This window comes from Cellulophaga sp. BC115SP, assembly GCF_009905545.1.
In the GTDB taxonomy this organism is placed as follows: Bacteria; Bacteroidota; Bacteroidia; order Cytophagales; family Spirosomataceae; genus Flectobacillus; species Flectobacillus rivi.
Genome location: NZ_JAAALB010000028.1, coordinates 46,624 through 69,457, shown reverse-complemented (window position 1 = coordinate 69,457; position 22,834 = coordinate 46,624). Strand labels below are relative to the sequence as shown.

At 39.1% G+C, this 22,834-nt stretch carries 14 protein-coding genes and 1 pseudogene; 14 read left to right on the top strand and 1 reads right to left on the bottom strand.

Annotation, left to right across the window (positions count from 1 at the left end):
• Positions 1-303: 303 nt before the first annotated feature.
• The 14 genes and pseudogenes from GVN22_RS27745 to GVN22_RS18340 all read left to right on the top strand — a co-directional run.
• Positions 304-999, top strand: a pseudogene (locus tag GVN22_RS27745) (CoA transferase subunit A); the annotation flags it as partial.
• Positions 985-1,701 carry a 3-oxoacid CoA-transferase subunit B gene (locus tag GVN22_RS27740; protein WP_370520438.1) on the top strand — a complete coding sequence of 239 codons (717 nt, stop codon included), beginning with the start codon at positions 985-987 and terminating at the stop codon, positions 1,699-1,701. The pseudogene GVN22_RS27745 and the gene GVN22_RS27740, both read left to right, overlap by 15 nt.
• A gap of 22 nt (positions 1,702-1,723) precedes the next feature.
• Entirely contained in the window at positions 1,724-2,770 is a 1,047-nt protein-coding gene (locus tag GVN22_RS18395; RefSeq protein WP_166552471.1) for an SMP-30/gluconolactonase/LRE family protein, read from the top strand.
• Between the two features lie 13 nt (positions 2,771-2,783).
• Entirely contained in the window at positions 2,784-3,554 is a 771-nt protein-coding gene (locus GVN22_RS18390; protein ID WP_166552470.1) for an SDR family NAD(P)-dependent oxidoreductase, read from the top strand.
• A gap of 14 nt (positions 3,555-3,568) precedes the next feature.
• Positions 3,569-4,336, top strand: a complete 768-nt coding sequence (locus tag GVN22_RS18385) for an SDR family NAD(P)-dependent oxidoreductase (protein ID WP_166552469.1) — start codon at positions 3,569-3,571, stop codon at positions 4,334-4,336.
• Between the two features lie 214 nt (positions 4,337-4,550).
• Positions 4,551-8,147: an alpha-L-rhamnosidase gene (locus GVN22_RS18380; RefSeq protein WP_166552468.1), complete on the top strand. Its 3,597-nt coding sequence runs from the start codon at positions 4,551-4,553 to the stop codon at positions 8,145-8,147.
• A gap of 230 nt (positions 8,148-8,377) precedes the next feature.
• Entirely contained in the window at positions 8,378-9,712 is a 1,335-nt protein-coding gene (locus GVN22_RS18375; RefSeq protein ID WP_166552467.1) for a sigma-54 dependent transcriptional regulator, read from the top strand.
• A gap of 436 nt (positions 9,713-10,148) precedes the next feature.
• Positions 10,149-10,229 carry a K(+)-transporting ATPase subunit F gene (kdpF, locus tag GVN22_RS28435; RefSeq protein ID WP_095164260.1) on the top strand — a complete coding sequence of 27 codons (81 nt, stop codon included), beginning with the start codon at positions 10,149-10,151 and terminating at the stop codon, positions 10,227-10,229.
• Positions 10,230-10,292: 63 nt separating this feature from the next.
• Positions 10,293-11,990: a potassium-transporting ATPase subunit KdpA gene (kdpA, locus tag GVN22_RS18365; protein ID WP_166552466.1), complete on the top strand. Its 1,698-nt coding sequence runs from the start codon at positions 10,293-10,295 to the stop codon at positions 11,988-11,990.
• A gap of 48 nt (positions 11,991-12,038) precedes the next feature.
• Positions 12,039-14,063: a potassium-transporting ATPase subunit KdpB gene (gene kdpB, locus GVN22_RS18360; protein ID WP_166552465.1), complete on the top strand. Its 2,025-nt coding sequence runs from the start codon at positions 12,039-12,041 to the stop codon at positions 14,061-14,063.
• Between the two features lie 341 nt (positions 14,064-14,404).
• The gene (kdpC, locus tag GVN22_RS18355; protein WP_166552464.1) at positions 14,405-14,956 is read left to right on the top strand and encodes a K(+)-transporting ATPase subunit C; all 552 of its coding nucleotides are present in this window, start codon (positions 14,405-14,407) and stop codon (positions 14,954-14,956) included.
• A gap of 294 nt (positions 14,957-15,250) precedes the next feature.
• Complete coding sequence (locus tag GVN22_RS18350) at positions 15,251-16,321, top strand: porin (RefSeq protein WP_166552463.1); 1,071 nt, start codon at positions 15,251-15,253, stop codon at positions 16,319-16,321.
• A 99-nt stretch (positions 16,322-16,420) separates the two neighbouring features.
• A complete protein-coding gene (locus tag GVN22_RS18345) occupies positions 16,421-17,539 on the top strand; it encodes a sensor protein KdpD (RefSeq protein ID WP_166552462.1) in 1,119 nt (372 codons plus the stop codon).
• Entirely contained in the window at positions 17,536-19,227 is a 1,692-nt protein-coding gene (locus GVN22_RS18340) for an ATP-binding protein (RefSeq protein ID WP_166552461.1), read from the top strand. Before GVN22_RS18345 ends, GVN22_RS18340 begins: the two co-directional genes overlap by 4 nt.
• Before the next feature lie 252 nt (positions 19,228-19,479).
• Here GVN22_RS18340 and GVN22_RS18335 read toward each other — a convergent pair whose 3' ends face one another.
• On the bottom strand, positions 19,480-22,752 hold the full coding sequence (locus GVN22_RS18335) for a glycosyl hydrolase (RefSeq protein ID WP_205690951.1): 3,273 nt from the start codon (positions 22,750-22,752) through the stop codon (positions 19,480-19,482).
• Positions 22,753-22,834: the final 82 nt, after the last annotated feature.

The following is a 22,834-nucleotide window of genomic DNA, read 5'->3' as shown; positions in this document are numbered from 1 at the left end:
ATTTTTCTTATAGAACCCTTTTACTTTTAATAGCTCTTTTTCAAAGGCTCCTCTATATATTAATTGTTAAGAACTAAGTATATTTTCTATTGTAAAAATAGAAAAATATCTGATTCTGCATACTAATACCTGTATAGTGCTAATTTTTCACAATAATATCTAAATATTTTTGTCTGTTGAATAAACTGATAAGTTGTTCTCATTTTCCCAAAAACAACATTTATCTAAAAGTGAAGTGTTTCGAGTTAGGTAATAAGATATTAAAACTCCTCACCCACCATTCAGCACTCTAAATAACTCACTATGAACAAAGTTGCATCAAATGCCCAAGAGGCAATCAGGGATATTAAAGATGGAGCCATTCTAATGTTGGGTGGTTTTGGGCTATGTGGAATTCCCGAAAACTCTATTCAAGCTTTGGTAGAAAAGAAGATCTCACAATTAACTTGTATTTCAAACAATGCAGGAGTTGATGGATTTGGCATTGGCTTGATGTTGGCACAAAAGCAAGTGAAGAAAATGATTTCTTCGTATGTGGGCGAAAACAAAGAATTCGAACGTCAATTATTATCTGGAGAACTCGCCGTCGAATTGCTTCCGCAAGGTACTCTAGCCGAACGAATCAGAGCAGGTGGCGCAGGAATCCCTGCTTTCTTTACGCCTGCTGGTGTAGGTACAGAAGTAGCTGAAGGTAAAGAAATGCGTGAGTTTGAGGGGAAAAAATATTTGATGGAATCGTGGTTAAAAGCTGATTTCTCTATCATCAAAGCATGGAAAGGCGATGCTTCAGGTAATTTAATATTTAGAGGAACAGCCCGTAATTTTAACGAAATGATGGCGTCGGCAGGCAAAATATGTATTGCCGAGGTTGAGGAACTTGTTCCCGTAGGAAGTCTTGACCCAAATCAAATCCATGTGTCAGGCATATATGTTCACCGAATTTTTGAAGGAAAAGATTATCAAAAACGTATTGAACAGCGAACCATTAAAGCATCAAATAGCACAACCGAGAAGCCTGAAAATATCATACAAGGGCAAGGACTTTCAAAAAATCAAATTGCTCAACGCATCGCTCAAGAGCTAAAAAATGGCTATTACGTCAACCTAGGCATTGGCATACCAACCTTAGTCGCTAATTATATTCCAGAAGGCATAGCTGTAACACTTCAATCTGAAAATGGCTTATTGGGCATTGGATCTTTTCCAGATGAAACTTCGGTCGACGCCGATTTAATCAACGCTGGCAAACAGACTATTACGATACAAGCAGGAGCCTCACTATTTAGTTCAGCCGAAAGTTTTGCCATGATTCGTGGTGGACACATCCACTTAACAATTTTGGGAGCGATGGAGGTTTCGGAAAATGGAGATATTGCCAACTGGAAAATTCCAGGCAAAATGGTCAAAGGTATGGGCGGAGCAATGGATTTGGTGGCATCGGCACAAAATATCATCGTAGCTATGCAGCACGTGAGTAAGGATGGAAAGTCTAAATTACTGTCTTCTTGTTCGTTACCTCTTACAGGCAAGTCATGTGTTAAGAAAATTGTTACGGAGTTGGCGGTCTTGTCGATTCACCCCAAAGGCGGATTTATACTTCTGGAACGTGCGCCAGGTATAAGTGTTCAGCAAATTATTGATGTAACCGAAGGCAAATTGATTGTACCTGAGAACGTTCCAGAAATGAGTTTTTATTCATAAAATCATAGCAAATCATCCACGTATGCTCATCAAACATCATTCGCCAAATCCACTCAAAGGTTGGCAAGTTAATCGAGAATCGATTGGATTTCTGGGTCAAAACCTACAGCGTCCAGAATGTATTTTGACCGAACCAGACGGAACCGTTTGGGCGGCAGATGCACGAGGCGGGTTAGTAAAAATGCGTCATGATGGTACGCAAGAACTCTTAAATCCTTTTACTATTGAGAATATCAGCTCAGCCCCAAACGGTGACGACCGAAACGATAAACGCTATATTCAGGCGCAAGGCTCTCTGCCAAATGGGGTTTGTTTTGATAAAAACGGAGAGTTTATTATCGCCAATTGGGGTACAAATCATATAGAAAAATTAAGTCGAACAGGCTCATTATCTACACTTGTGACGGAGATAGATGGGCAGCCACTAGGAAAAACTAATTTTCCCCTTCGTGATTCCAAGGGGCGAATTTGGTTTACGGTTACCACCCGAACCGAACCTTGGAGCGATCAAATTAATACCCGTGCCAATGATGGCTATATTGCTTTGATGGACGAAAATGGCGTCAGAATCGTTGCTGATGGCTTTTGTGGTACCAACGAAATTCGTTTTGATGACCAAGAAGAATGGCTTTACATAGTCGAAAGTACTGCTTGGCGTATCAGTCGTATGCGGGTAAAACCCAACGGAGATTTGTATAATCGGGAAGTTTATGGTCCTTCTCAACTAGGTGGCTTTCCTGATGGCTTTGCTTTTGATGCTTACGGAAATCTTTGGATAACGCTCATTTTTACGGATGAACTAATTGCTATTACTCCTGATGGTGAAGTAATTACCTTATTGGATGATAGCAATCCGCAAAGCAAAGCTGCTTTGTTTGAAGCCTATCAAAATCAAGTAGTCACGCCCGAAATATTAATGGCAACACAAGGAACACTTTGCCCATGGATGGCAAGTTTGAGTTTTGGAGGAAAAGATCTCAAAACTGTTTACTTAGGTAGTCTGCGGGGAACTCGGATTCCTTTTTTCGAAAGTCCTGTAAGTGGTCAGAAAATGATTCATTGGAAATAGGATATTGTCAATTATGAAAAACCTTTTTGACTTAACAGGAAGAGTAGCGCTAGTTACTGGCGCAACAAGCGGCATGGGCAAAGCCATTGCCGAGGCATTGGGTTATCATGGAGCTACACTTATCATTGCCAGCAATGATGAGCTTGCTTGTGAGCAAGTGAAAGAAGAGTTTTCTCAAAAAGGTATCACTACTTGGGCAAAAGTCTGTGATGTTAGCGATTCTGACCAAGTAAAAACCTTGGTGAATGATGCCCTACAAATTACTGGAAAAATAGATATTCTTGTCAGTTGCGTCGGCATTGGATTGGCTGGGTCGTTGGAAAATATCTCTACTCAAGATTTTTCAAAAATGATGCAAATCAATCTATTACAAGCACTTGAGTTAACTCAGCTTGTGATTCCTTCAATGCGAGAAAACGGAGGTGGTTCAATCATTTACCTATCAAGCATTGCCAGTGTACGAGGCAACAAATCATTAGGTTTATACGGCATAACCAAGGCAGGATTAGTACAACTAGCTCGAAACGTAGCTGTTGAGTATGGCCCTTTAAATATCAGAGCCAATGCTATTTCGCCTGGGATGATCGATACCCCATTTGCCAAAGAACTCCTTTCAAACAAAGAGTTTCTCGAAAAAAGATTAGCACTCACTCCATTGCGCCGTGTAGGTTTACCCGATGAAATTGCAGGCGTTGCCGTTATGCTAGCTTCCCAAGCAGGCGGATTTATTACAGGGCAAAATATCATCGTCGATGGTGGAACAACCATTAGCGATGGAAATTAAACGACATTTTTAACATGAAAAGATTTGAAAATAAAATAGCCTTGGTCACTGGTGCTGCTTCTGGTATTGGTCGAGCAACAGCACTAGCGTTTGCCAAAGAAGGGGCGAAAGTGATTTTAGCAGATATTAACCCCGAGTTTGGTAACCATGTATTGGAAGAAGTCAAAGCTTTGGGCAATGATGCCATTTTTGTCGCATGTAATATCGGAAAAAGAGCAGAAGTATTATATGTAATAGAGAACGCTATTCAACATTTTGGAAGAATCGATGTGGCGGTCAACTGCGCTGGAATTGCAGGAACAGTATCAAAGCCCGTTCATGAATACCCTGAGGAAGACTGGATTAACCAGATACAAATTAACCTTATTGGCACATGGTATTGTGTCAAATTTCAGATAGAACAAATGCTAAAACAAGGAGGGGGTAACATTGTATGTGTATCGTCGGCAGCTGGTTTGGTTGGACAGCCCGAAAACTCTCCTTATGCTGCTTCCAAACATGGGGTCAATGGTTTAGTAAAATCTGCAGCGATTGAATATGCCACCAAAAATATTCGTATCAATGCCATTTGTCCTACAGCCATCGAAACACCCATGATTATGCAAGGTCGTCGGAAATTAGCCGAGAACCCTGAGGCATTACAACAGGCCATCAATTTTCAAAGAATGAAGCGTATGGGACAGCCGCAAGAAGTAGCTGATGTAGCGCTTTGGTTATGTAGCCAAGAATCAAGTTTTATTACTGGGCATTGTATGGCAGTAGACGGTGGAGCATTTGCCTAGCAAAGAATTTTTATCATTATATATAGTTTTTACAAAATAATTTTAATTCATTGTATCAAAAAGAAAAATACATAAAATTCTGATTATCAAAATATTACTAACAAAATGCCTACTTTTTTCCTTATTAACATAGACAGTATATGATAGTTGTCAGTTGGAAAAGGCTAAATTTGAACTAATTCCATCTTTTTTAGAACATTATCAATACTATCCTATGAAAAAAGGTCTATTGCTACTTTTGCTAGTAAGCTTGTGGAGCATTCCAGCGGTCTGGGCAAATTTTAGCTTACAAAAACTTCAAGTCAATTATCAAACACAGCCAATTGGCACAGATTTGACCATTCCTCAGTTTTCATGGCAAATGAAAGCCTCAAATTCCGTTAAAGGTCTATCACAAATCGCTTATGAGTTAAAGGTAATCGATCAAAAAAATCAGATCGTTTGGCAATCAGGAAAAGTCAATTCAGGAATTTCTCACGCCATTCAATACGAAGGAAAACCCTTGCAGGTTCGTACCAAATACACATGGTCTGTAACGGTTTGGGATAATAAAGGTAAAAGTTCAACGGCAAACTCATGGTTCGAAACGGGCTTTATGAATTCCAAACAAGAGGCTTGGGGACAAGCTAAATGGATAGGTGGAACTGACGAAGACCTTGTTTTTTATCCTCATGCGCTTTCGGTATTCAAGCTTTCTTATGCTATCCAACTTGACGAAGCTAGCCAGAGCACAAAAGCGTCCTTTATTTTTGGCGCTAATGACCAACGTCTCGCCAACCGCTATCTTAACTATATGGGGGTAGAACACCAAAACAATGAAAGCTATATTGCCATAGAATTGGATATTAGTTCACTAACCTCTGAGCCTAGCACCAACGCAAAGCTCAATATTTATCGAGTGGGCTATACAAAAACAGATCAAGAAAATATTCCTGTAAAGGTCATTACCATTCCTCAATCCCTTATTAATCAGTCTAATAAATACCAAAAGCACCAGATTCTAGCTGAATCTATTTTTGGTCTATTTGAGTTTTATATGGATGGTAACGATGAGGCTCACAAACTAAAAGACCCTTCTTTTGATTCCAACTCGCGATTTGGTCCCAAAGGACTTAACCTCAATCCAGTTGGCGCAGGCAATGACTATTTGAGTTATCCTATGCTAGCCGATATGGGTTTTAAAACGGGGGAAAAGCAGGTTGCTTATTTTTCAGATATTACGGTCAAAAACTATCGCTTTCCATCAAACGCTATTTTCAAGGATACAAATGCTTCTAATTTTTCGGGAAATGGTATAACAAAAGATGGACAAAGGTATCGTGTCGAAAATACCTTGGCAACAACAAATACAACACGAAATGCTGAGCCAATGCTTCGTACAACCTTTGAGGTAAGTCCTAAAAAAATTCAGAAAGCTCGTTTGTATATTACTGCAAGAGGGATTTATGAGGCATATCTCAATGGAAAACGAGTGAGTAATGAATATTTCAACCCAGGGCTAACACAATATAATAAGAATCATACCTATCAAACTTTTGACATTACCTCTGCCATTTCAACAGGAAAAAATGCCTTAGGTACATGGATGAGCGAAGGCTGGTGGAGTGGTAATATTACTTACAGTGGCAACCATTGGAACTTCTTTGGCGATAGACAATCTCTTTTGGCTAAAATAATCATCACTTATGCCGATGGCTCAGAACAAGTAGTAGATTCAAATCCAAACACTTGGAAACTCAATACCGATGGACCTGTTAGATATGGTTCGTTTTTCCAAGGAGAGGTTTATGATGCTACCAAAGAAACCCCTATTCAAGGATGGACATTGAGCAGCTATGATGATAAATCATGGAAAAAAGCTGTAGAAGTACCCCTCGAAGGCAATTCTTATATGGGAACTTTTAGTGATGCTTTTGGTCAAAAATCTACTTTTGATTACAATGATTTCAAATTAATTGGACAGATTGGTGAAAATGCGACCATTGTCAAAACGCTTCAAGCACAGAGTGTTGAGGAAGTTCGTCCAAAAGTTTTTGTCTATGACATGGGGCAAAATATGGTAGGGTTTCCACAAATTCAGATTAAGAATGGTCAAAAAGGACAAGTCATCACCATGCGATATGCCGAAATCAAATATCCTAATTTGGGGGCATATAAAGGAAATGAAGGTATGATTATGATGGAAAATATCCGTGCAGCACTCACCACCGACCAATATATCTTGAAAGGTGGGGACGAGGTAATTCAACCAAGATTTACTTTCCATGGATACCGTTATTTAGAAATTACAGGCATCCAACAAGCTATTCCTGTTGCCGACATTAAGGGACTGGTAATCAGCTCAGTAAATGATCTATCCTCAAGCTATGAAACCTCAGACCCATTAGTCAATAAACTTTGGCAAAACATTACTTGGTCATTGCGTAGTAACTTCCTTTCAATTCCAACGGATACACCCGCTCGTAATGAGCGCATGGGCTGGAGTGGGGATATTTCTGTATTTTCCAAAACGGCTACCTATCTGACCGATGCCAATGCATTCTTGAGACGACACCTTTTAGCCATGCGTGATGTACAGGCCGAAAATGGACGTTTTACCGATGTTGCTCCGCTTGGTGGTGGTTTTGGAGGTACGCTTTGGGGTAGTGCTGGGATTGTTGTCGCTTGGGAAACATATCGTCAATATGGTGATATTCAGTTGTTAGGAGAACATTTTGATGCCATGAAAAAGTATATCAACTTCTTGGAATCAAAAATTGAAAAAAATACGGGTATCCTCAACGAAGGTCCTTTAGGCGACTGGCTTAGTCCAGAAGGGAACAAAAATGATAACACGCTGTTCTGGATGGCGTATTTCTCGTATGATTTGAAATTAATGAGTCAAATGGCTGCAATTTTAGGTAAAAAAGAGGAATCTGACGCCCTATTGAAAAGAAGTTTAGAAATCAAAAAAGCTTTCAACGACATTTATGTTGACAAAAACTCTCATAGAACCGTAAAATCTGGTGTAAAAACAGGTTTTATGGGTGCACCAAACGAAAAAGAAGGTACAGGGAAAACCGATAAGGGAGTAGTTATAGATACCCAAGCTTCGTATGCTATTCCATTGGCATTGGATGCTTTTGACGAAAACAACAAACCATACGCTATTCAACATTTGAATGAAACCGTTTCAAGAACCAACAAAGATGATAGTAGTATCGAACGTCCTGCATATTCACTTATGACAGGATTCATCGGCACAGCGTCCATCAGTGAAGCCCTTTCAGGCAATGGAAACCATGATTTAGCTTACAAGCTTTTGACAAATAAACAGTATCCATCTTGGTTATATTCAGTAGTCAATGGCGCAACATCCATTTGGGAACGCCTCAATTCATATACCGTCGAAAATGGTTTTGGAGGAAATAATAGTATGAACTCCTTCAATCACTATTCATTTGGTGCAGTAGCCGCTTGGATGTACAATTATTCATTGGGTATTCAAAGACATCCAACAAAAGCTGGCTTTAAGGAATTTATCCTAATGCCAACTCCTGATCCAAATGGACAAATTACAGAAGCCAAAGGGCATTATGATTCCATGTATGGACGTATTAATAGCGCTTGGAAAAGTTCAGGAAATACTTGGAGTTATCATGCTACTGTACCTACCAATACCAGCGCAACACTTTATTTACCAGCTAAATCAATCGCTCAAATTACCGAAAATGGTAAATCAATAAGTACATGGAAAGGTATTAAATCAGAAAAAGGTTTTATCATAATCCCATTAGAATCTGGTAGTTACAACTTTGAAATAACGAAGTAAAAGCGTGGTTATCTATTGAGTGATTTCGTGATTTGTGGTTGAGTGATTTAAGGAAAATCACTCAACCACAAATCACGAACTTCGAGAGAACTTTTGCTTTACAATAGTAAAAAAATAAACCCAATTCCGAAATCAAAAATCAGCACTCCGACATAAACAACATCTCTTCATTCATACACCCTAAGGATAATTCTATTTACTTTGTAGCATAAGTCAACAAAAGAAAATTTATGGAATCAAAAGGTGTGGTATTGATTATTGATGATGAAAAGCAGTTACGTGGACTGCTCAAACGTATTGTGGAGTTGGAAGATTACACTGTATTTGAAGCGGGAGACCTTAAATCGGCATGGCAAATACTTGAACGACAACCCATAAAAGTCGTGATGTCCGATGTAAAGCTACCCGATGGCAACGGAGTTGACTTTACAGCAAAATTAAAATCTCAGTATCCTTATCTCGAAATTATCGTAATGACAGCCTATGGCACGATTCAAGATGGTGTTAAGGCCATGAAAAACGGTGCTTTTGATTATTTGGTAAAAGGAGACGATAATGAAAAAATGATTCCCATGCTAGATTTGGCGATGCAAAAAGCCAATCAAGCAAAAACTTCTGAAGTATCATTAACGGGTTTTGATAAGGTAATAGGTAAAACTTCTATTATTGAAAATGCGGTAAATATGGCAAAACGGGTGGCACAAACCAGCACAACCGTTTTGTTGACGGGCGAAACAGGCACAGGAAAAGAAGTTTTTGCCCAAGCAATTCACGAAGCATCTACACGACAAAAAGAAAACTTCGTAGCCATTAACTGCGCAGCTTTTTCACGAGAAATCCTTGAATCAGAATTATTTGGGCATAAAGCTGGGGCATTTACAGGTGCGCTGAAAGACAAAAAAGGCTTATTTGAGGTAGCGCACAAAGGCACTATATTTCTCGATGAAATAGGTGAAATGTCGCTCGATCTTCAAGCGAAACTTTTAAGAGTTTTAGAATCTGGTACTTTTTTACGCGTGGGCGACACTAAGGAAGTCAAAGTGGATGTTCGAGTAATTTCGGCGACCAACCGAGATTTAGAAAAGGAATCTCAAACAGGACATTTCCGTCTGGACTTGTATTATCGTCTTTCGGTGTTCCAGATTTCACTTCCTGCCTTACGTGAACGCAAAACGGATATTGCACTTTTGAGCAAACATTTTATCAAAGATTTAAGCAAAAAATATGGTTTTCAACAAGTTACCATGTCGTCTGAGTTTCAGCAAATACTTGAAAACTATACTTGGCCAGGCAATATTCGTGAACTGAAAAACATTATCGAACGTGCGTTAATTCTACAAAATGATGGTGTATTGCAAAAAGATTGCCTTCCTCCCAATCTCATTCACCATGCTCAAGCCGATGCTCCAAGTGGTCTGGATTTACAATCGGTAGAAAAATTTCATATCGAAAAAGTACTACAAAATACCAAAGGCAACAAGACCGAAACTGCACGACTGCTCAATATTGGTCTTACAACACTTTATCGCAAAATGGAAGAGTATGGTATCTCGCTTAAAATCTGATATACGCTTTCGGCAAAAGGTTTTAATTATTTTCTGAAATACTACTAGTTCAAGACTTTGTCTTGGACTATCTTTTTATACAGTTTACAAACTGTGTAAAAAGAACTCGTCTCGAACTATGCTATAACACATTCACAATCATTTCCATTTTGGTAAAAACCCTTTCATTTTGGAAGGGTTTCTTATTTGTCATTTTTTTTCCAAAATTTAAATCATAAAAACAACCACCTGTAAATCAGTTTATTATAATTATTTTATAGTAAAAATTGCAGAATTGGAATAGACTTTGGCACACCTAGTAGCAAAGAACAAATAAAAACCCTAAAAAAATGCTACTTACCATCATTCTCGTGCTTTTAGGTCTTTTGGCCTTCTATCTATTCGATTGGACGATAGATTTTTTTGAAAAAATTTAACACACAAAACCCTATTCATCATGATGACGCTATTGCTGGTTTTATCCATCGCTGTTTTTGGCTATTTATTTTATGTTTTATTAAAACCTGAAAAATTTTAGCCTAACTATCAACTATCGCAATTGTAGGAAAACTCTCAATTTTGAAAATCCCTATTACCCAACATGGAAACTGATTTATTAGGCATTGTTGCCATCTTTGTACTTACAATTTTACTGGCATGGCCTTTAGGAAAATATATTTCTGCCATTTATACTGGTGCTCCGCATTGGAGCGACAAAATATTTGGAGGCATAGAAAGACTTTTTTATAAAATTGGCGGAATCAATCCCAAGCTCGAAATGACTTGGCAAGAAAGTTTAAAAGCACTTTTAAGCATCAACCTGATTTGGTTTTTGTTCGCTATGTTTATTTTGATGAACCAAGGATGGCTTCCGTGGAATCCCGACCACAACCCTTCTATGTCTCCCGATTTGGCTTTTAATACTGCCGTATCGTTTTTGGTAAACTGTAACTTACAACACTACTCAGGCGAAACAGGAATGTCCTATTTAGGTCAAATTACCTGCTTGATGTTTTTGCAATTTGTCACTGCCGCAACAGGTATGGCTGCATGTGCTGTAGTATTTAAGGCCATGCGTGAGCAAACAAGTCAAAAACTAGGAAATTTTTATACTTATTTCATTCAATCGAACACACGTATTTTGCTACCGTTAGCATTGATCGTGGCAGGATTGCTACTTTTCGAAGGTGTTCCGATGAATATTGAGGGAAAAGCCAGTATTCATACGCTTGAAGGAAATGCCGTTCAAGTGGCTCGTGGACCAGCCGCAGCGATGGTCGCTATCAAGCAATTAGGGACTAATGGTGGTGGTTTTTTTGGCGCAAACTCTAGTCACCCACTCGAAAACCCTACCTATTGGAGTAATGCTATTGAAAGTATCAGCATTATCTTGATTCCCATTGCAATGGTCTTTGCCTTAGGATTTTACCTCAATCGTAAAAAATTGGCTTTGGTAATTTTTGGGGTAATGACCGTAGGTTTCTTGGCGCTTATAGCTCCTGCCTTATATTTCGAATGGCAAGGTAATCCCGCTGTTGACCATTTGGGAGTAGCTCAAACTTTGGGAAACATGGAGGGAAAAGAAACACGTTTTGGAACAACTCTTTCCACCTATTGGGCAATCATTACGACAGTTACTTCCAACGGTTCGGTCAATGCGATGCACGATAGTTTGATGCCGCTGACAGGAATGAGCGCTCTGTTAGGCATGATGATTAATGCACTTTATGGAGGCGTTGGTGTAGGTTTTCTGAACTTTTATGTGTTTATCATCATTGCCGTATTTATTGCAGGTTTGATGGTAGGACGTACCCCTGAATTGTTTGGGAAAAAGATTGAAGCACGAGAAATGAAAATTGCCACGCTCATCGCACTTTTACACCCCTTCTTGATTTTGCTAGGAACGGGAATAGCTGCTTATGTGGCACATCAAAAACCCGATATTGGTTGGCTCAACAACCCAGGATTTCATGGCTTTTCAGAAATGCTTTATGAATATACTTCCTCGGCAGCAAACAACGGTTCTGGTTTTGAGGGACTAGGTGACAATACGCCATTCTGGAATATCTCAACAGGTATTGTCCTGATTTTGAGTAGATATATCCCCATTATTGGTCCAGTGGCTATTGCGGGAATTTTGGCGAAGAAAAAGCATATCCCCTCTGGTGCAGGAACTTTACAGCTCGATACCTTGACGTTTGGGATACTAATGTTTGCCGTAATTCTAATCCTAGTAGCTCTTGCCTTCTTCCCAGCCTTAACGCTTGGTCCATTAGCAGAACATTTTTCTTTGAAATAAAAACTTGAGTTCAGATAAATGCTTTTATCCCAACACTCAATCGACAATATGAAAACGACATCCAATGCGCTTTTTACCCAAAAAATGGTAAAAGAAGCTCTATCAGCAGCATTTTCAAAACTCAGTCCCAAACAAATGTACCACAACCCTGTCATGTTTACGGTTGAAATCGGTACGGTGGTGATGTTTTTGGTAAGTATTTATAGTATTTCTCAACCCGACCAAGGTTCGTTTGTCTATAATGCTATTGTATTTTTTGTTCTTTTTCTGACCTTATTATTTGCCAATTTTGCCGAGGCTATCGCCGAAGCACGTGGCAAAGCACAAGCAGAGTCTTTGCGTAAAACTCGTGAGGAAACACCAGCCAAATTGCTCAAAAATGACCAAATACAATCGGTGAGCTCTTCAAGTTTGACCAAAGGGGACTTATTTATTTGTGAAGCTGGCGACATAATTCCAAGCGACGGAGAGATTATTGAGGGTTTAGCGACGATCGATGAATCAGCCATTACGGGTGAGTCTGCGCCTGTGATTCGTGAGGCAGGTGGCGATAAATCTTCGGTGACAGGTGGTACAAAAGTACTTTCTGATAAAATTAAAGTACGAGTAACCACACAACCAGGCGAAAGCTTTTTAGATAAAATGATTGCTTTGGTGGAAGGGGCTTCTCGCCAGAAATCGCCCAATGAAATCGCCTTGACTATCTTATTGGCTGGTTTTACCTTAATTTTTATCATCGTCTGCGTGAGTCTTAAACCATTTGCTGACTACGCCAATACGCCTATCACGATTGCGGCATATATCTCTCTTTTTGTTTGTTTGATTCCTACAACCATTGGGGGACTTTTATCCGCCATCGGTATTGCAGGGATGGACAGAGCTTTGCGTGCCAATGTGATTACCAAATCAGGTAAAGCCGTTGAAACAGCGGGTGATATAGATGTTTTACTGTTGGATAAAACTGGGACAATTACGATTGGTAACCGTAAAGCCACGCATTTTTATCCTGCTCCAAATCAAAAAACGGAAGATTTTGTGGAAGCAGTTGTGCTAAGCTCATTGGTCGATGAAACCCCAGAAGGTAAATCAGTCATAGAATTGGCTAGTCAAATCGGCTATACGATTCCTAAATTACCGATGGAAGCCAAAGCCATTCCTTTTACCGCCGAAACTCGTGCTTCTGGCGTAGATTTAGGTAATATTAGTATCAGAAAAGGTGCTATGGATTCTATCAAAAATTGGGTTGAAAAAGCAGGTAATTCTTTTCCTGACGAGGTAGTGGAAAGAACCAAAAGTATTGCCAGTAATGGCGGTACGCCTTTGGTTGTGGCTCAAAATCAGCAAGTTTTAGGTATCATCGAATTACAAGATATTATCAAAACAGGTATCCAAGAACGTTTTGAACGTTTGAGAAAAATGGGTGTAAAAACCGTAATGGTAACAGGCGATAACCCATTGACTGCTAAATATATTGCTCAAAAAGCTGGGGTTGATGATTTTATTGCAGAAGCCAAACCTGAAGACAAAATGAACTACATCAAAGCCGAGCAAGCCAGTGGTAAACTCGTGGCCATGATGGGTGACGGTACCAACGATGCCCCTGCCCTAGCCCAAGCCGATGTGGGTGTGGCCATGAACTCAGGTACTGCCGCAGCTAAAGAAGCAAGTAATATGGTGGATTTGGACAACGACCCAACCAAATTAATCGAGATCGTAGAAATCGGTAAACAGCTGTTGATGACTCGTGGTACGCTTACCACTTTCTCGATTGCCAATGACGTAGCGAAATATTTTGCGATTGTACCAGCCTTATTTGTAGCAAGTATTCCAGCTTTGCAAGCTTTGAATATCATGCGTTTGCATTCGCCTGAAAGTGCTATTTTATCGGCAGTAATTTTCAATGCCATTATCATCCCAATTCTGATACCATTGGCCTTGCGTGGCGTCAAATATCGACCAATTGGAGCCTCAGCTTTGTTACAAAGAAATCTCTTAGTATATGGCTTGGGCGGCGTAATTGTACCTTTTATCGGTATCAAATTACTTGATATGCTAGTATCAGTTTGGTTTTAAATATGAATGAAGAATTGTGAATTGTGAATGAGCAGTGTACGAAGGATTCTAAAAATAATTTAGGATATCGGATATTGGATTTCGGAAGTGTAAGCTTCTATATTTTGTAAAAATTAAGGTATTTTACTTTATTTCCGAAATCAGAAATCCCAAATCTACAATAGCTTGAAATCCTTAGTTCAGTGCTAATCCATACTTCTTCATTCTCCCTTAGCTGTTTAACAAACTCTAAACTTCAATTTCAGCCCTTCAACTGAAGTTTGAATATCATATTACTCATTGGAGTAGGCAAAATTTTGCAGGTTTCATCTTTTTGTCTACTCAGTTAAAAAATTATTACCATGAAAAATCAACTTTTCACAGCCATCAAATTAAGCCTTGCTTGTTTTATTTTGTTGGTAGTTATATATCCCTTGGCAGTTTTGGGAATCGCTCAACTTACACCTAATAAAGGTGATGTAGCATTTGTTAAAGTTCGTGATAAAATCGTTGGAGCTCGTCAAATAGGACAGGTATTTACCCAAAACAAATACTTTTGGGGTCGCCCTTCGGCAGTAAACTATGACTCAGGAGTATCGGGTGGTTCAAATAAAGGTCCTTCAAACCCCGACTATATTCAAACCGTTCAAGCTCGACGCGATACTTTTTTGGTACATAATCCAGGTATCAAAGCAAGCGAAATCCCAGCAGAATTACTGACAGCTTCAGGGAGTGGTCTGGACCCACATATTTCTTTACAAAGTGCTTTAGTTCAAGTCGCTAGAATCGCCAAAGCAAGAAACCATTCTACAGAAATTATTCAAAAAGTAGTGATGAATAGCCTCGAAAAATCTCCTGCGGGGACTCCTTTTGTGAATGTACTTGAACTTAATTTGGCTTTGGATAGATTGTAAGTGCTATTGTAGAATTGTGAAGGATTTCAACCAATTTCGGATTGGGGATTTCTGATTTCGGAAATAAGGTTAAATACCTTTATTTTTAAGAAATGTAGAAGATTACACGTCCGAAATCCAATATCCGATATCCGAAATATACCGTTTTTCTTATCGTTAACATTTCTGCAGTAGCGGCAACCCTTGCGGTTGCCCAGCTCAACATGGCAACCGCAAGGGTTGCCGCTACTGCAAATTCATTTTAAAAACAACCATGCCTTAGCCTTTGAGGCTAAGGCAATTTGAAACAAAACCATGAAAAAATTACTATTGATTTGCGCCTCAGTGCTAATGTTTTTGAGTAAAGGATTGGCTCAAACAAACAACTCTACCATGACTTGGTCGGGTTATGTAGATGCGTATTATGCCTATGATTTCAACCAACCCGACGACCATCTACGTCCTAGTTTTTTATACAATCATAATCGTCATAATGAGTTCAATATCAACCTAGCGTATATCAAAGGAGCTTATTCATCCAATCGTACTCGCGCCAATTTAGCCATTATGGCAGGTACTTATGCTCAGTACAATATGGCTGCGGAAAGTCCTTTGTTACAGCATATTTTTGAAGCAAATGTAGGGATAAAATTGAGTCAAAAACACGAAATTTGGCTCGATGCAGGTATTTTGCCTTCGCATATTGGTTTCGAAAGCGCTGTTTCAAAAGACTGTTGGACGCTCACCAGAAGTATCCTAGCCGAAAACTCCCCTTATTATGAGTCAGGTGCTAAACTTAGCTATGCAAGCCCCAATCAGCAATGGACAGCCAGCGTATTGGCACTCAACGGTTGGCAACGAATCAAACGACTAGATGGAAATCAAACTGTTAGTCTGGGAACACAAATTACTCATAAGCCCAATGAAAACTTAACCCTCAACTGGAGTACCTATTATGGCAATGAAGGAATCAATGGAATTAACCAAAAACGTTATTTCTCAAACCTTTACGCGATTTATCAACACGAAAAATGGGGATTCATCGCAGGTTTTGACTATGGTTCACAGCAAAAAGCAAATACAGATGTTTACAATAATTGGTATTCGCCTGTGGCGATTGTCCGTTATCAATTAGCCTCCAAAATGCGTCTAGCCGCTCGATACGAATATTATCAAGACAAAAATGGGGTAATAATACAAACCAATACCCCTGAAGGATTCCAAGTAACAGGTTATTCGCTCAACTGGGATTATCAAGTAGCCGAAAATGCTGTTTTTAGAATTGAAGCAAAAAATTATCATGCCAATTCAGCCATTTTCACCGAAAAATCCCAACCTAAAAATGACAATTTAGCTATTACCAGCTCAATTGCAGTGCAGTTTTAAAATAGGGTTCAGGCAAGAGGCACTAGGCAAAAAGGGAATTATTTAGGTTGACACTATTCCCTTTTTGCCTATCCCCTGACCCCTCAAAAAGCAACCTTTATGTCCGACTCAAATACTGCCGCCTATTTCTTGGAACTGATTAGGGCGTCGAAAAGAGGAAAACTCAAAATATACATAGGAATGTGTGCAGGCGTAGGCAAAACCTATCGTATGCTTCAGGAGGCGCATAGTCTTTTGAAAAATGGGGTAGATGTCAAAATTGCTTTCGTCGAAACGCACCTTCGTGTAGAAACCCATGCCTTGCTCGATGGTTTGCCAATCATTCCGAGGCGACAGCTATTTTACAAGGGCAAATTGTTGGAAGAAATGGATTTGGAAGGCGTTTTGCGTATTCATCCAGAAGTGGTGATTGTCGACGAACTCGCTCATAGCAATATAGAAGGTTCGAAAAACGAAAAGCGCTGGCAAGATGTGGTGCAATTGCTAGACGCTGGAATCAATGTGATTTCGGCAGTAAATATTCAGCATATCGAAAGTTTGAACCAAGAAATTAAACAAATTACCGAGGTTGAAGTCACCGAAAGAATCCCTGATGCGATTTTACAACAAGCCAACGAGGTGGTAAATATTGACTTGACCGCCGACGAATTGATTGACAGATTGAAAGAAGGAAAAATTTATGAACCTGCCAAAATAGAGACAGCTTTAAAAAACTTTTTCCAGTCTGCTCATATTCTTCAACTACGAGAATTAGCTCTCAAAGAAGTAGCGCACCAAGTAGAGCGAAAGGTAATCCATGAGGTAAGCACCACAAAACTGAGCCCTCAGCGATTTTTGGCTTGTGTTAGCTCCAATGCGCCAAGAGCCAAAATGATTATTCGCAAAACTGCTCGTTTGGCTTCATATTACGATGCCAAATGGTTTGTTTTGTATGTACAATCCGAAAGTGAAGCAGGCGATAAAATTGATTTATCCATACAAAGACATTTGATTAACAACCTTAAATTGGCAACTGAATTGGGCGCTGAGGTAGTCAAAATCAAACACAACGATGTCGGCTATACGATTATGAGTTTTGCCGATCAGCAGCAGATTACAACAATATGCTTGGGCAAACCAATTATTGAGGGTTTTAGAGGCTTAAAATCAGCCTACTTTTTTACCCAATTACTAAAAAAATTATCTTCGAGTCCGATTGATTTAATATTACTGTCATGACTATCAAAACCAAATTACAACTAGGGCTTTTGTTTTTATTCGGGGTAATTGTCTTGCTTGGAGGCATGGGCATGTATTATCTCAATCAACTCAAAGAAGAATCAGCCAATATCCTCACCGATAACTATGAGTCAATAAGCTATGTCCAGAAAATGCAGGAAAGTCTTGATCTCAACACCCAGACAGATAGCTTGGCGATGATTACATTTGAAAAAAATCTTCAACAACAAGAAAAAAACATTACCGAAAAAGGAGAAAAAGAAGAAACAATCGAATTGCGAAAAATATGGAGTTTGTACAAAACTCAGCATGACCCTCAATTTTTGCCTAGTATAAAAGCGCATCTTTTTGAAATAGCCACAATTAATCAAAATGCTATTTTTAGAAAAAATGAGGCCGCACAAATGATTTCTCAAGAAGCTCTTAACTATTTGAAAATCATTACTATTATCTGCCTTTTAATTTCATTTACTTTCGTCATCAATTTTCCTGCCTATCTAGCTAGCCCAATCAAACAACTAACCGAGGGAATTAAAGCGATTACTGCCAAAAATTATGAGCAAAGATTGCACTTTAGCTCGAATGATGAATTTGGAGCACTTGCGACAGCTTTTAACTTAATGGCTCAAAAACTCGATGAGTATGAACACTCTAGTTTGGCTCAAATTTTATCAGAAAAGAAAAGAATTGAAGCTATTATCAACAAACTAAATGATGCGGTCATTGGGCTAGACGACCACCAACATATTTTGTTTGTCAACTCTGTTGCTTTGGATTTGCTACACCTCAACCAAGATGAATTGGTGGGAAAATCAGCCTTGGATGTTGCACTTCACAGCGATTTGATGCGAAGCTTATTAAACCATTCTACTGATAATCAAGAAATTAAAATCTATACTGGCGGAAAAGAATCCTATTTTTCGAAAGAATGGATTTTGGTAGAAAATGAAGAAAAGCTTTTAGGGAAAGTGATTATTCTCCAAAATATCACCAAATATCATGAGCTTGATGCCGCCAAAACAAACTTTATTGCTACGATTTCGCACGAACTTAAAACACCTATTTCATCTATCAAAATGAGTTTGTCTTTGCTCGAAAATCCCAAAATTGGAGAGCTAAATGCCGAGCAACAAGGATTGTTACAAAATATCAAAGACGAAAGTCAGCGCTTATTGGGTATCACTGGCGAGCTTTTAGATTTGACTCAGGTAGAAAGTGGTAAAATCAATCTTGCTTTCGAAGCGGTTTCACCGATTCAGATTATTGATTATGCTAGCATGGCTGTAGGATTTCAGGCACAACAAAAATCTATTGAATTCCAAATCGACCTTGCTCCTGCCCTGCCTCAGGTATGGGCGGATGCTGAAAAAACCGCTTGGGTTTTGGTCAACCTACTGACCAATGCCATACGCTATAGTGAGGTACAAAGTAAAATTTTGATTTCTGTCGTTCAGGAACAAAATCAGGTGGTTTTTGGCGTACAGGATTTTGGTAAAGGGATAGATGCTAAATATCTAGATCGGATTTTTGATAAATACTTCCAAGCGCCTAATAGTCCCAAAGGTACAGGGTTGGGCTTGGCAATTGCCAAACAGTTTATTGAAGCACAACAAGGGCAGATTCAAGTAAAATCAGAGTTTGGACAAGGAGCTATCTTCCAATTTTCCTTGCCGATTTATCAAGGATAGATTGAGCGGTGATTTAGCGTATTAATAGACAGTTGTAGTCTAATCTGATAAAGTTGAGAGACTAAAAAAATAAGTCCAAGACTAAGTCTTGAACTAGTTATTTGCAATGAGTGATTATTATAGAATTAGCATTCTAGCTGTAGAGACGCAAAGTATTGGTCTCTACTAGAAAATGTAGATTAAAAATAATCACTCATTCGCTCAATCACAAATCACTCAATTTAGAATGACTCGTGTTTATCACTAGCGATACTATTTCTTTTCAATCAACTTTACTGCTGTCAAAAGCCCCGAAGGCAATAGAGGTGAGTTTGCTTGATAAAAAGGCATAGTTGTAAAAGTTGTTTTCACCTTTGTTTCAGGTTGAGCATCTCCAATCAGGCGATTTACCCAAAGGTTTGTTACCTTGATTGTCAGAGTATTATCCCCAACTTTTAAAGCCGAAGAAATATCCAATTTGAAAGGTTTTTTCCAAAGTAATCCAACACTTTTTCCATTAACCCATACTTCAGCTATATTTTTTACTTCACCCAAATCTAACCAATATTGAGACCCTGAGTTGATAGCAGAAACCGCCAATGTATTTTCATAAGTAGCAGTACCAGAGAAATACTTGATGTCATTGTCAGTATTTTCTGACCAAGAACCTAGTTGAGTGAGATTAACGTTTTTCTCTCCAAAACTTACTTTCCAAGGACTTGCGATAGTGGTCGAATGTACTTCTTTGAGTTGTGTCAAACTGTTTTGTGTTTGGTCTGTATTTTCTTTAAAAACAATAAAAACAGCATCCCATGACTCAAAATGGATAGGAATAATAGTTCTTCCCTCCTTGATTTGATAAGATACCTTTTCGATAGTACCTGTTTGGGCATTCCATAGTTCAGGCGTTTTTCCTGTTACTCTAAAGCTTATTTCGGCATCAGTTGGCTGTTCACTGCGATTGTTTAACCAATAAATCTCAGATTCGCCAGAACGGTGTCTAAACAAAATAGAATGGTTGGTTTGTGCAATACGAACATCTGCTTGAGGAAATGCTTGTTTTTGAGCAGCTTCCCAGTTTTCGACCACATTGTTCTTTTTCCAAATCTCATCTACCAATTTCTGGAACTCCAATTCACTATCCGATAAGGTTGGTGATTTCAAAGGTTTTTTGCCAATAATCAATACGCCAGCATCCGCCAATTGTTTGATTTTGCGAAGTGTTGCAACGGTTATATATTGAGCATTATCGTCAATCTTCAAGACCGAATATTGGTTTCCCGCCAAAGATACCAACTTTCCATTTTTAGCCGAAATAGCATCTTTTAGGGCTGAAGCATTCACAAAATCAAACTCATACCCTTTCGGAATAGTCGGTAATTGTTGTTGGCATACAGAGGTAACATTTTGATTTTCACCATAGAAATACAAGATATCTGCTATATTTCTTCCTTGCTGTAATAAATAGCAGCTTCTTCCCAAATATTCCATCCAAGCCTTACCACCTTGCTCTGCCCAAGTTTCGTGACGAGTAAAATATTGTCCGAATGGTCCAAGTGAAAACCCAGGTTTTTTGTCATCCAAAGGTTGGTGCACAGAGGTATGAATCACAAAGCGATTCAAGCCTGAAGCTAGTTCCAAATCAGCAGTTCGTTTTAATTTTTCAGGGTGAAAACTAAAAGCATTTCCAACCGAAGTCATAGATTCGGCAGCCACAATAGGTTTACCATAAATATTGGCCACCGATGCAGACTCACGAATATCGGCTTCGCTTCTCGGTTCTTCGTCGGAGCCTCCTGCCAAACTGCCTGGCGTCCACATAGCCGACATAGGAATATCTGCATTCTTTTTCACATCCATACCGTCTGCCAGATAAATACGCTTATTTTCATGCGATTCGGTATAGCGTTTCATTCCCCGCTTTTTTAGCTCCTCTCCTATCACATCATAGTGATTTTCAGCAATCAATTCTCCAATTGTTTTTCTAAAATCCCATAAAAATCTTTCACTTGCTTCAGCACTTTTTATTACACGACCTGTCAGCACTGGAAGCCAACTTTTGATATCATATCCTCTTCTTTTCTGAAATTCTTCAGGAAAAGCCTTTGTCCAAGTCATGTGTCCTGCTTCATAACTATCCAAAATCATATATTGCAAACCCTTAGCCCCCATCTGTCCGCCAGTAGCATCCTTATACATGTCAAGATAGGTATTGATGTATTGTCGAACGGCATCTTTATCTAATTTATCTACCTCCAAGCCAGTTGCTTCAGGAGAGGCTGGGTGATTCTGGCGACCTGTCAACGAATATCCAAACCTCATGATAACCCATTCTCCAGCAGGAACTTGCCATTGAATTGCTCCGTCACCTGTCATCTTTGAAGTCAAGTCTACTACCTCTGTTGGCAAAATTATATCTGATGCATTTTGGGTAGAAAAAGAGGTTTCTTTCCAAGGAGTAAAACCCGCTTTATCCTCAAATTGGTCGATTCTGTCACTGCTGTACAACACAAATTCAGCGAGATTTACCCCTTCTGGTTTAGCGGCTTCGGCACTTCCAAACATCCCTCCAAAAATATTAGGTGTTGGAGGCAAAGTTTTATAGGCTAATCTCCAATATTTGGCTGTAGTAGCAGGAAAAGCAATCGTGTTATGAGGAACAATACTTCCCGAAACTTTGGCAATTTCTTTGAAAGTAATACCATCTTGGCTCACTTGTAGACTCCTATTATTGGGACCACCTTCAAACTCCTCTAAAGGCGTATGTACAGCCCCTGATACCGAGAAAGCTTTAAATGTTTGAGGTTTTTCAAACTCATATTGTACCCACATATCTTGTCCAATCTCGGTAGGTGGCAAAAATGAATATTTATCTAAATCATTGTCGGTCAAATCTTTAAGAGAAAAACTTCCCCCACTAGACGTTACCTTTGGGTTCAGTTTTGTAAAATCAGCCTCTGCTTTGGGCTTTTTAAAAGCAATTACAAGTGCATCTTTATAATACTTGGGTAATACAGCTGGCACGCCTCCTGTCAACGAACTTACAGCGCTAGGCACGTTTCCAAATTTTCCTGTAATATCGGAAGGTTGTGGCAGTTTTCCCGTAAAATTCTTACCACCAGATACGGTTATTTCAGTCCACACATATTTCTTCATCCCATCCTCAGGTTTTACCCAAGGACCACCCGTCACACTCCAGCCTGGAGAGCCAGCAATCGCCATTTCAAGGTTGTTTTGAATCGCCAAATTGGTCGTAAATTGAAAAGCATCTTTCCACTCAGGCGTCATAAACACCAATTTTTGAGGTACGACTTGAGGAGTAAATAGATTGGCATCAAAATTTTGAAATCCCCCAATTCCTATGCGTTTCATCCAATCTAAGTCTTTTTGGATACCAGTATTGGTTACATTGCCATTCATCCAATGCCACCAAACTCTTGGTTTGGCATCGCTAGGAATGGTTTGAAAGTCAGCCTTGTTTTGGGCAAAAGAATCCCATGCACATAGTCCGAAGGCTATGGCCAGCATTTTACGATAATGATTCATAGTTCTATTGTTTTTGAAATTGTCAGGATTGACTTTTCAACATTAAGGTTTTATTCGGAAGAGTCTATTTTTAATTTTTTAA

Excerpts from the sequence above, each read along its gene's own strand:
- GVN22_RS18395 (WP_166552471.1), top strand. The coding sequence starts at position 1,724 with ATGCTCATCAAACATCATTCGCCAAATCCACTCAAAGGTTGGCAAGTT.
- GVN22_RS18390 (WP_166552470.1), top strand. The coding sequence starts at position 2,784 with ATGAAAAACCTTTTTGACTTAACAGGAAGAGTAGCGCTAGTTACTGGC.
- GVN22_RS18385 (WP_166552469.1), top strand. The coding sequence starts at position 3,569 with ATGAAAAGATTTGAAAATAAAATAGCCTTGGTCACTGGTGCTGCTTCT.
- GVN22_RS18380 (WP_166552468.1), top strand. The coding sequence starts at position 4,551 with ATGAAAAAAGGTCTATTGCTACTTTTGCTAGTAAGCTTGTGGAGCATT.
- GVN22_RS18375 (WP_166552467.1), top strand. The coding sequence starts at position 8,378 with ATGGAATCAAAAGGTGTGGTATTGATTATTGATGATGAAAAGCAGTTA.
- kdpF (WP_095164260.1), top strand. The coding sequence starts at position 10,149 with ATGATGACGCTATTGCTGGTTTTATCCATCGCTGTTTTTGGCTATTTA.
- kdpA (WP_166552466.1), top strand. The coding sequence starts at position 10,293 with ATGGAAACTGATTTATTAGGCATTGTTGCCATCTTTGTACTTACAATT.
- kdpB (WP_166552465.1), top strand. The coding sequence starts at position 12,039 with ATGAAAACGACATCCAATGCGCTTTTTACCCAAAAAATGGTAAAAGAA.
- kdpC (WP_166552464.1), top strand. The coding sequence starts at position 14,405 with ATGAAAAATCAACTTTTCACAGCCATCAAATTAAGCCTTGCTTGTTTT.
- GVN22_RS18350 (WP_166552463.1), top strand. The coding sequence starts at position 15,251 with ATGAAAAAATTACTATTGATTTGCGCCTCAGTGCTAATGTTTTTGAGT.
- GVN22_RS18345 (WP_166552462.1), top strand. The coding sequence starts at position 16,421 with ATGTCCGACTCAAATACTGCCGCCTATTTCTTGGAACTGATTAGGGCG.
- GVN22_RS18340 (WP_166552461.1), top strand. The coding sequence starts at position 17,536 with ATGACTATCAAAACCAAATTACAACTAGGGCTTTTGTTTTTATTCGGG.
- GVN22_RS18335 (WP_205690951.1), bottom strand. The coding sequence starts at position 22,752 with ATGAATCATTATCGTAAAATGCTGGCCATAGCCTTCGGACTATGTGCA.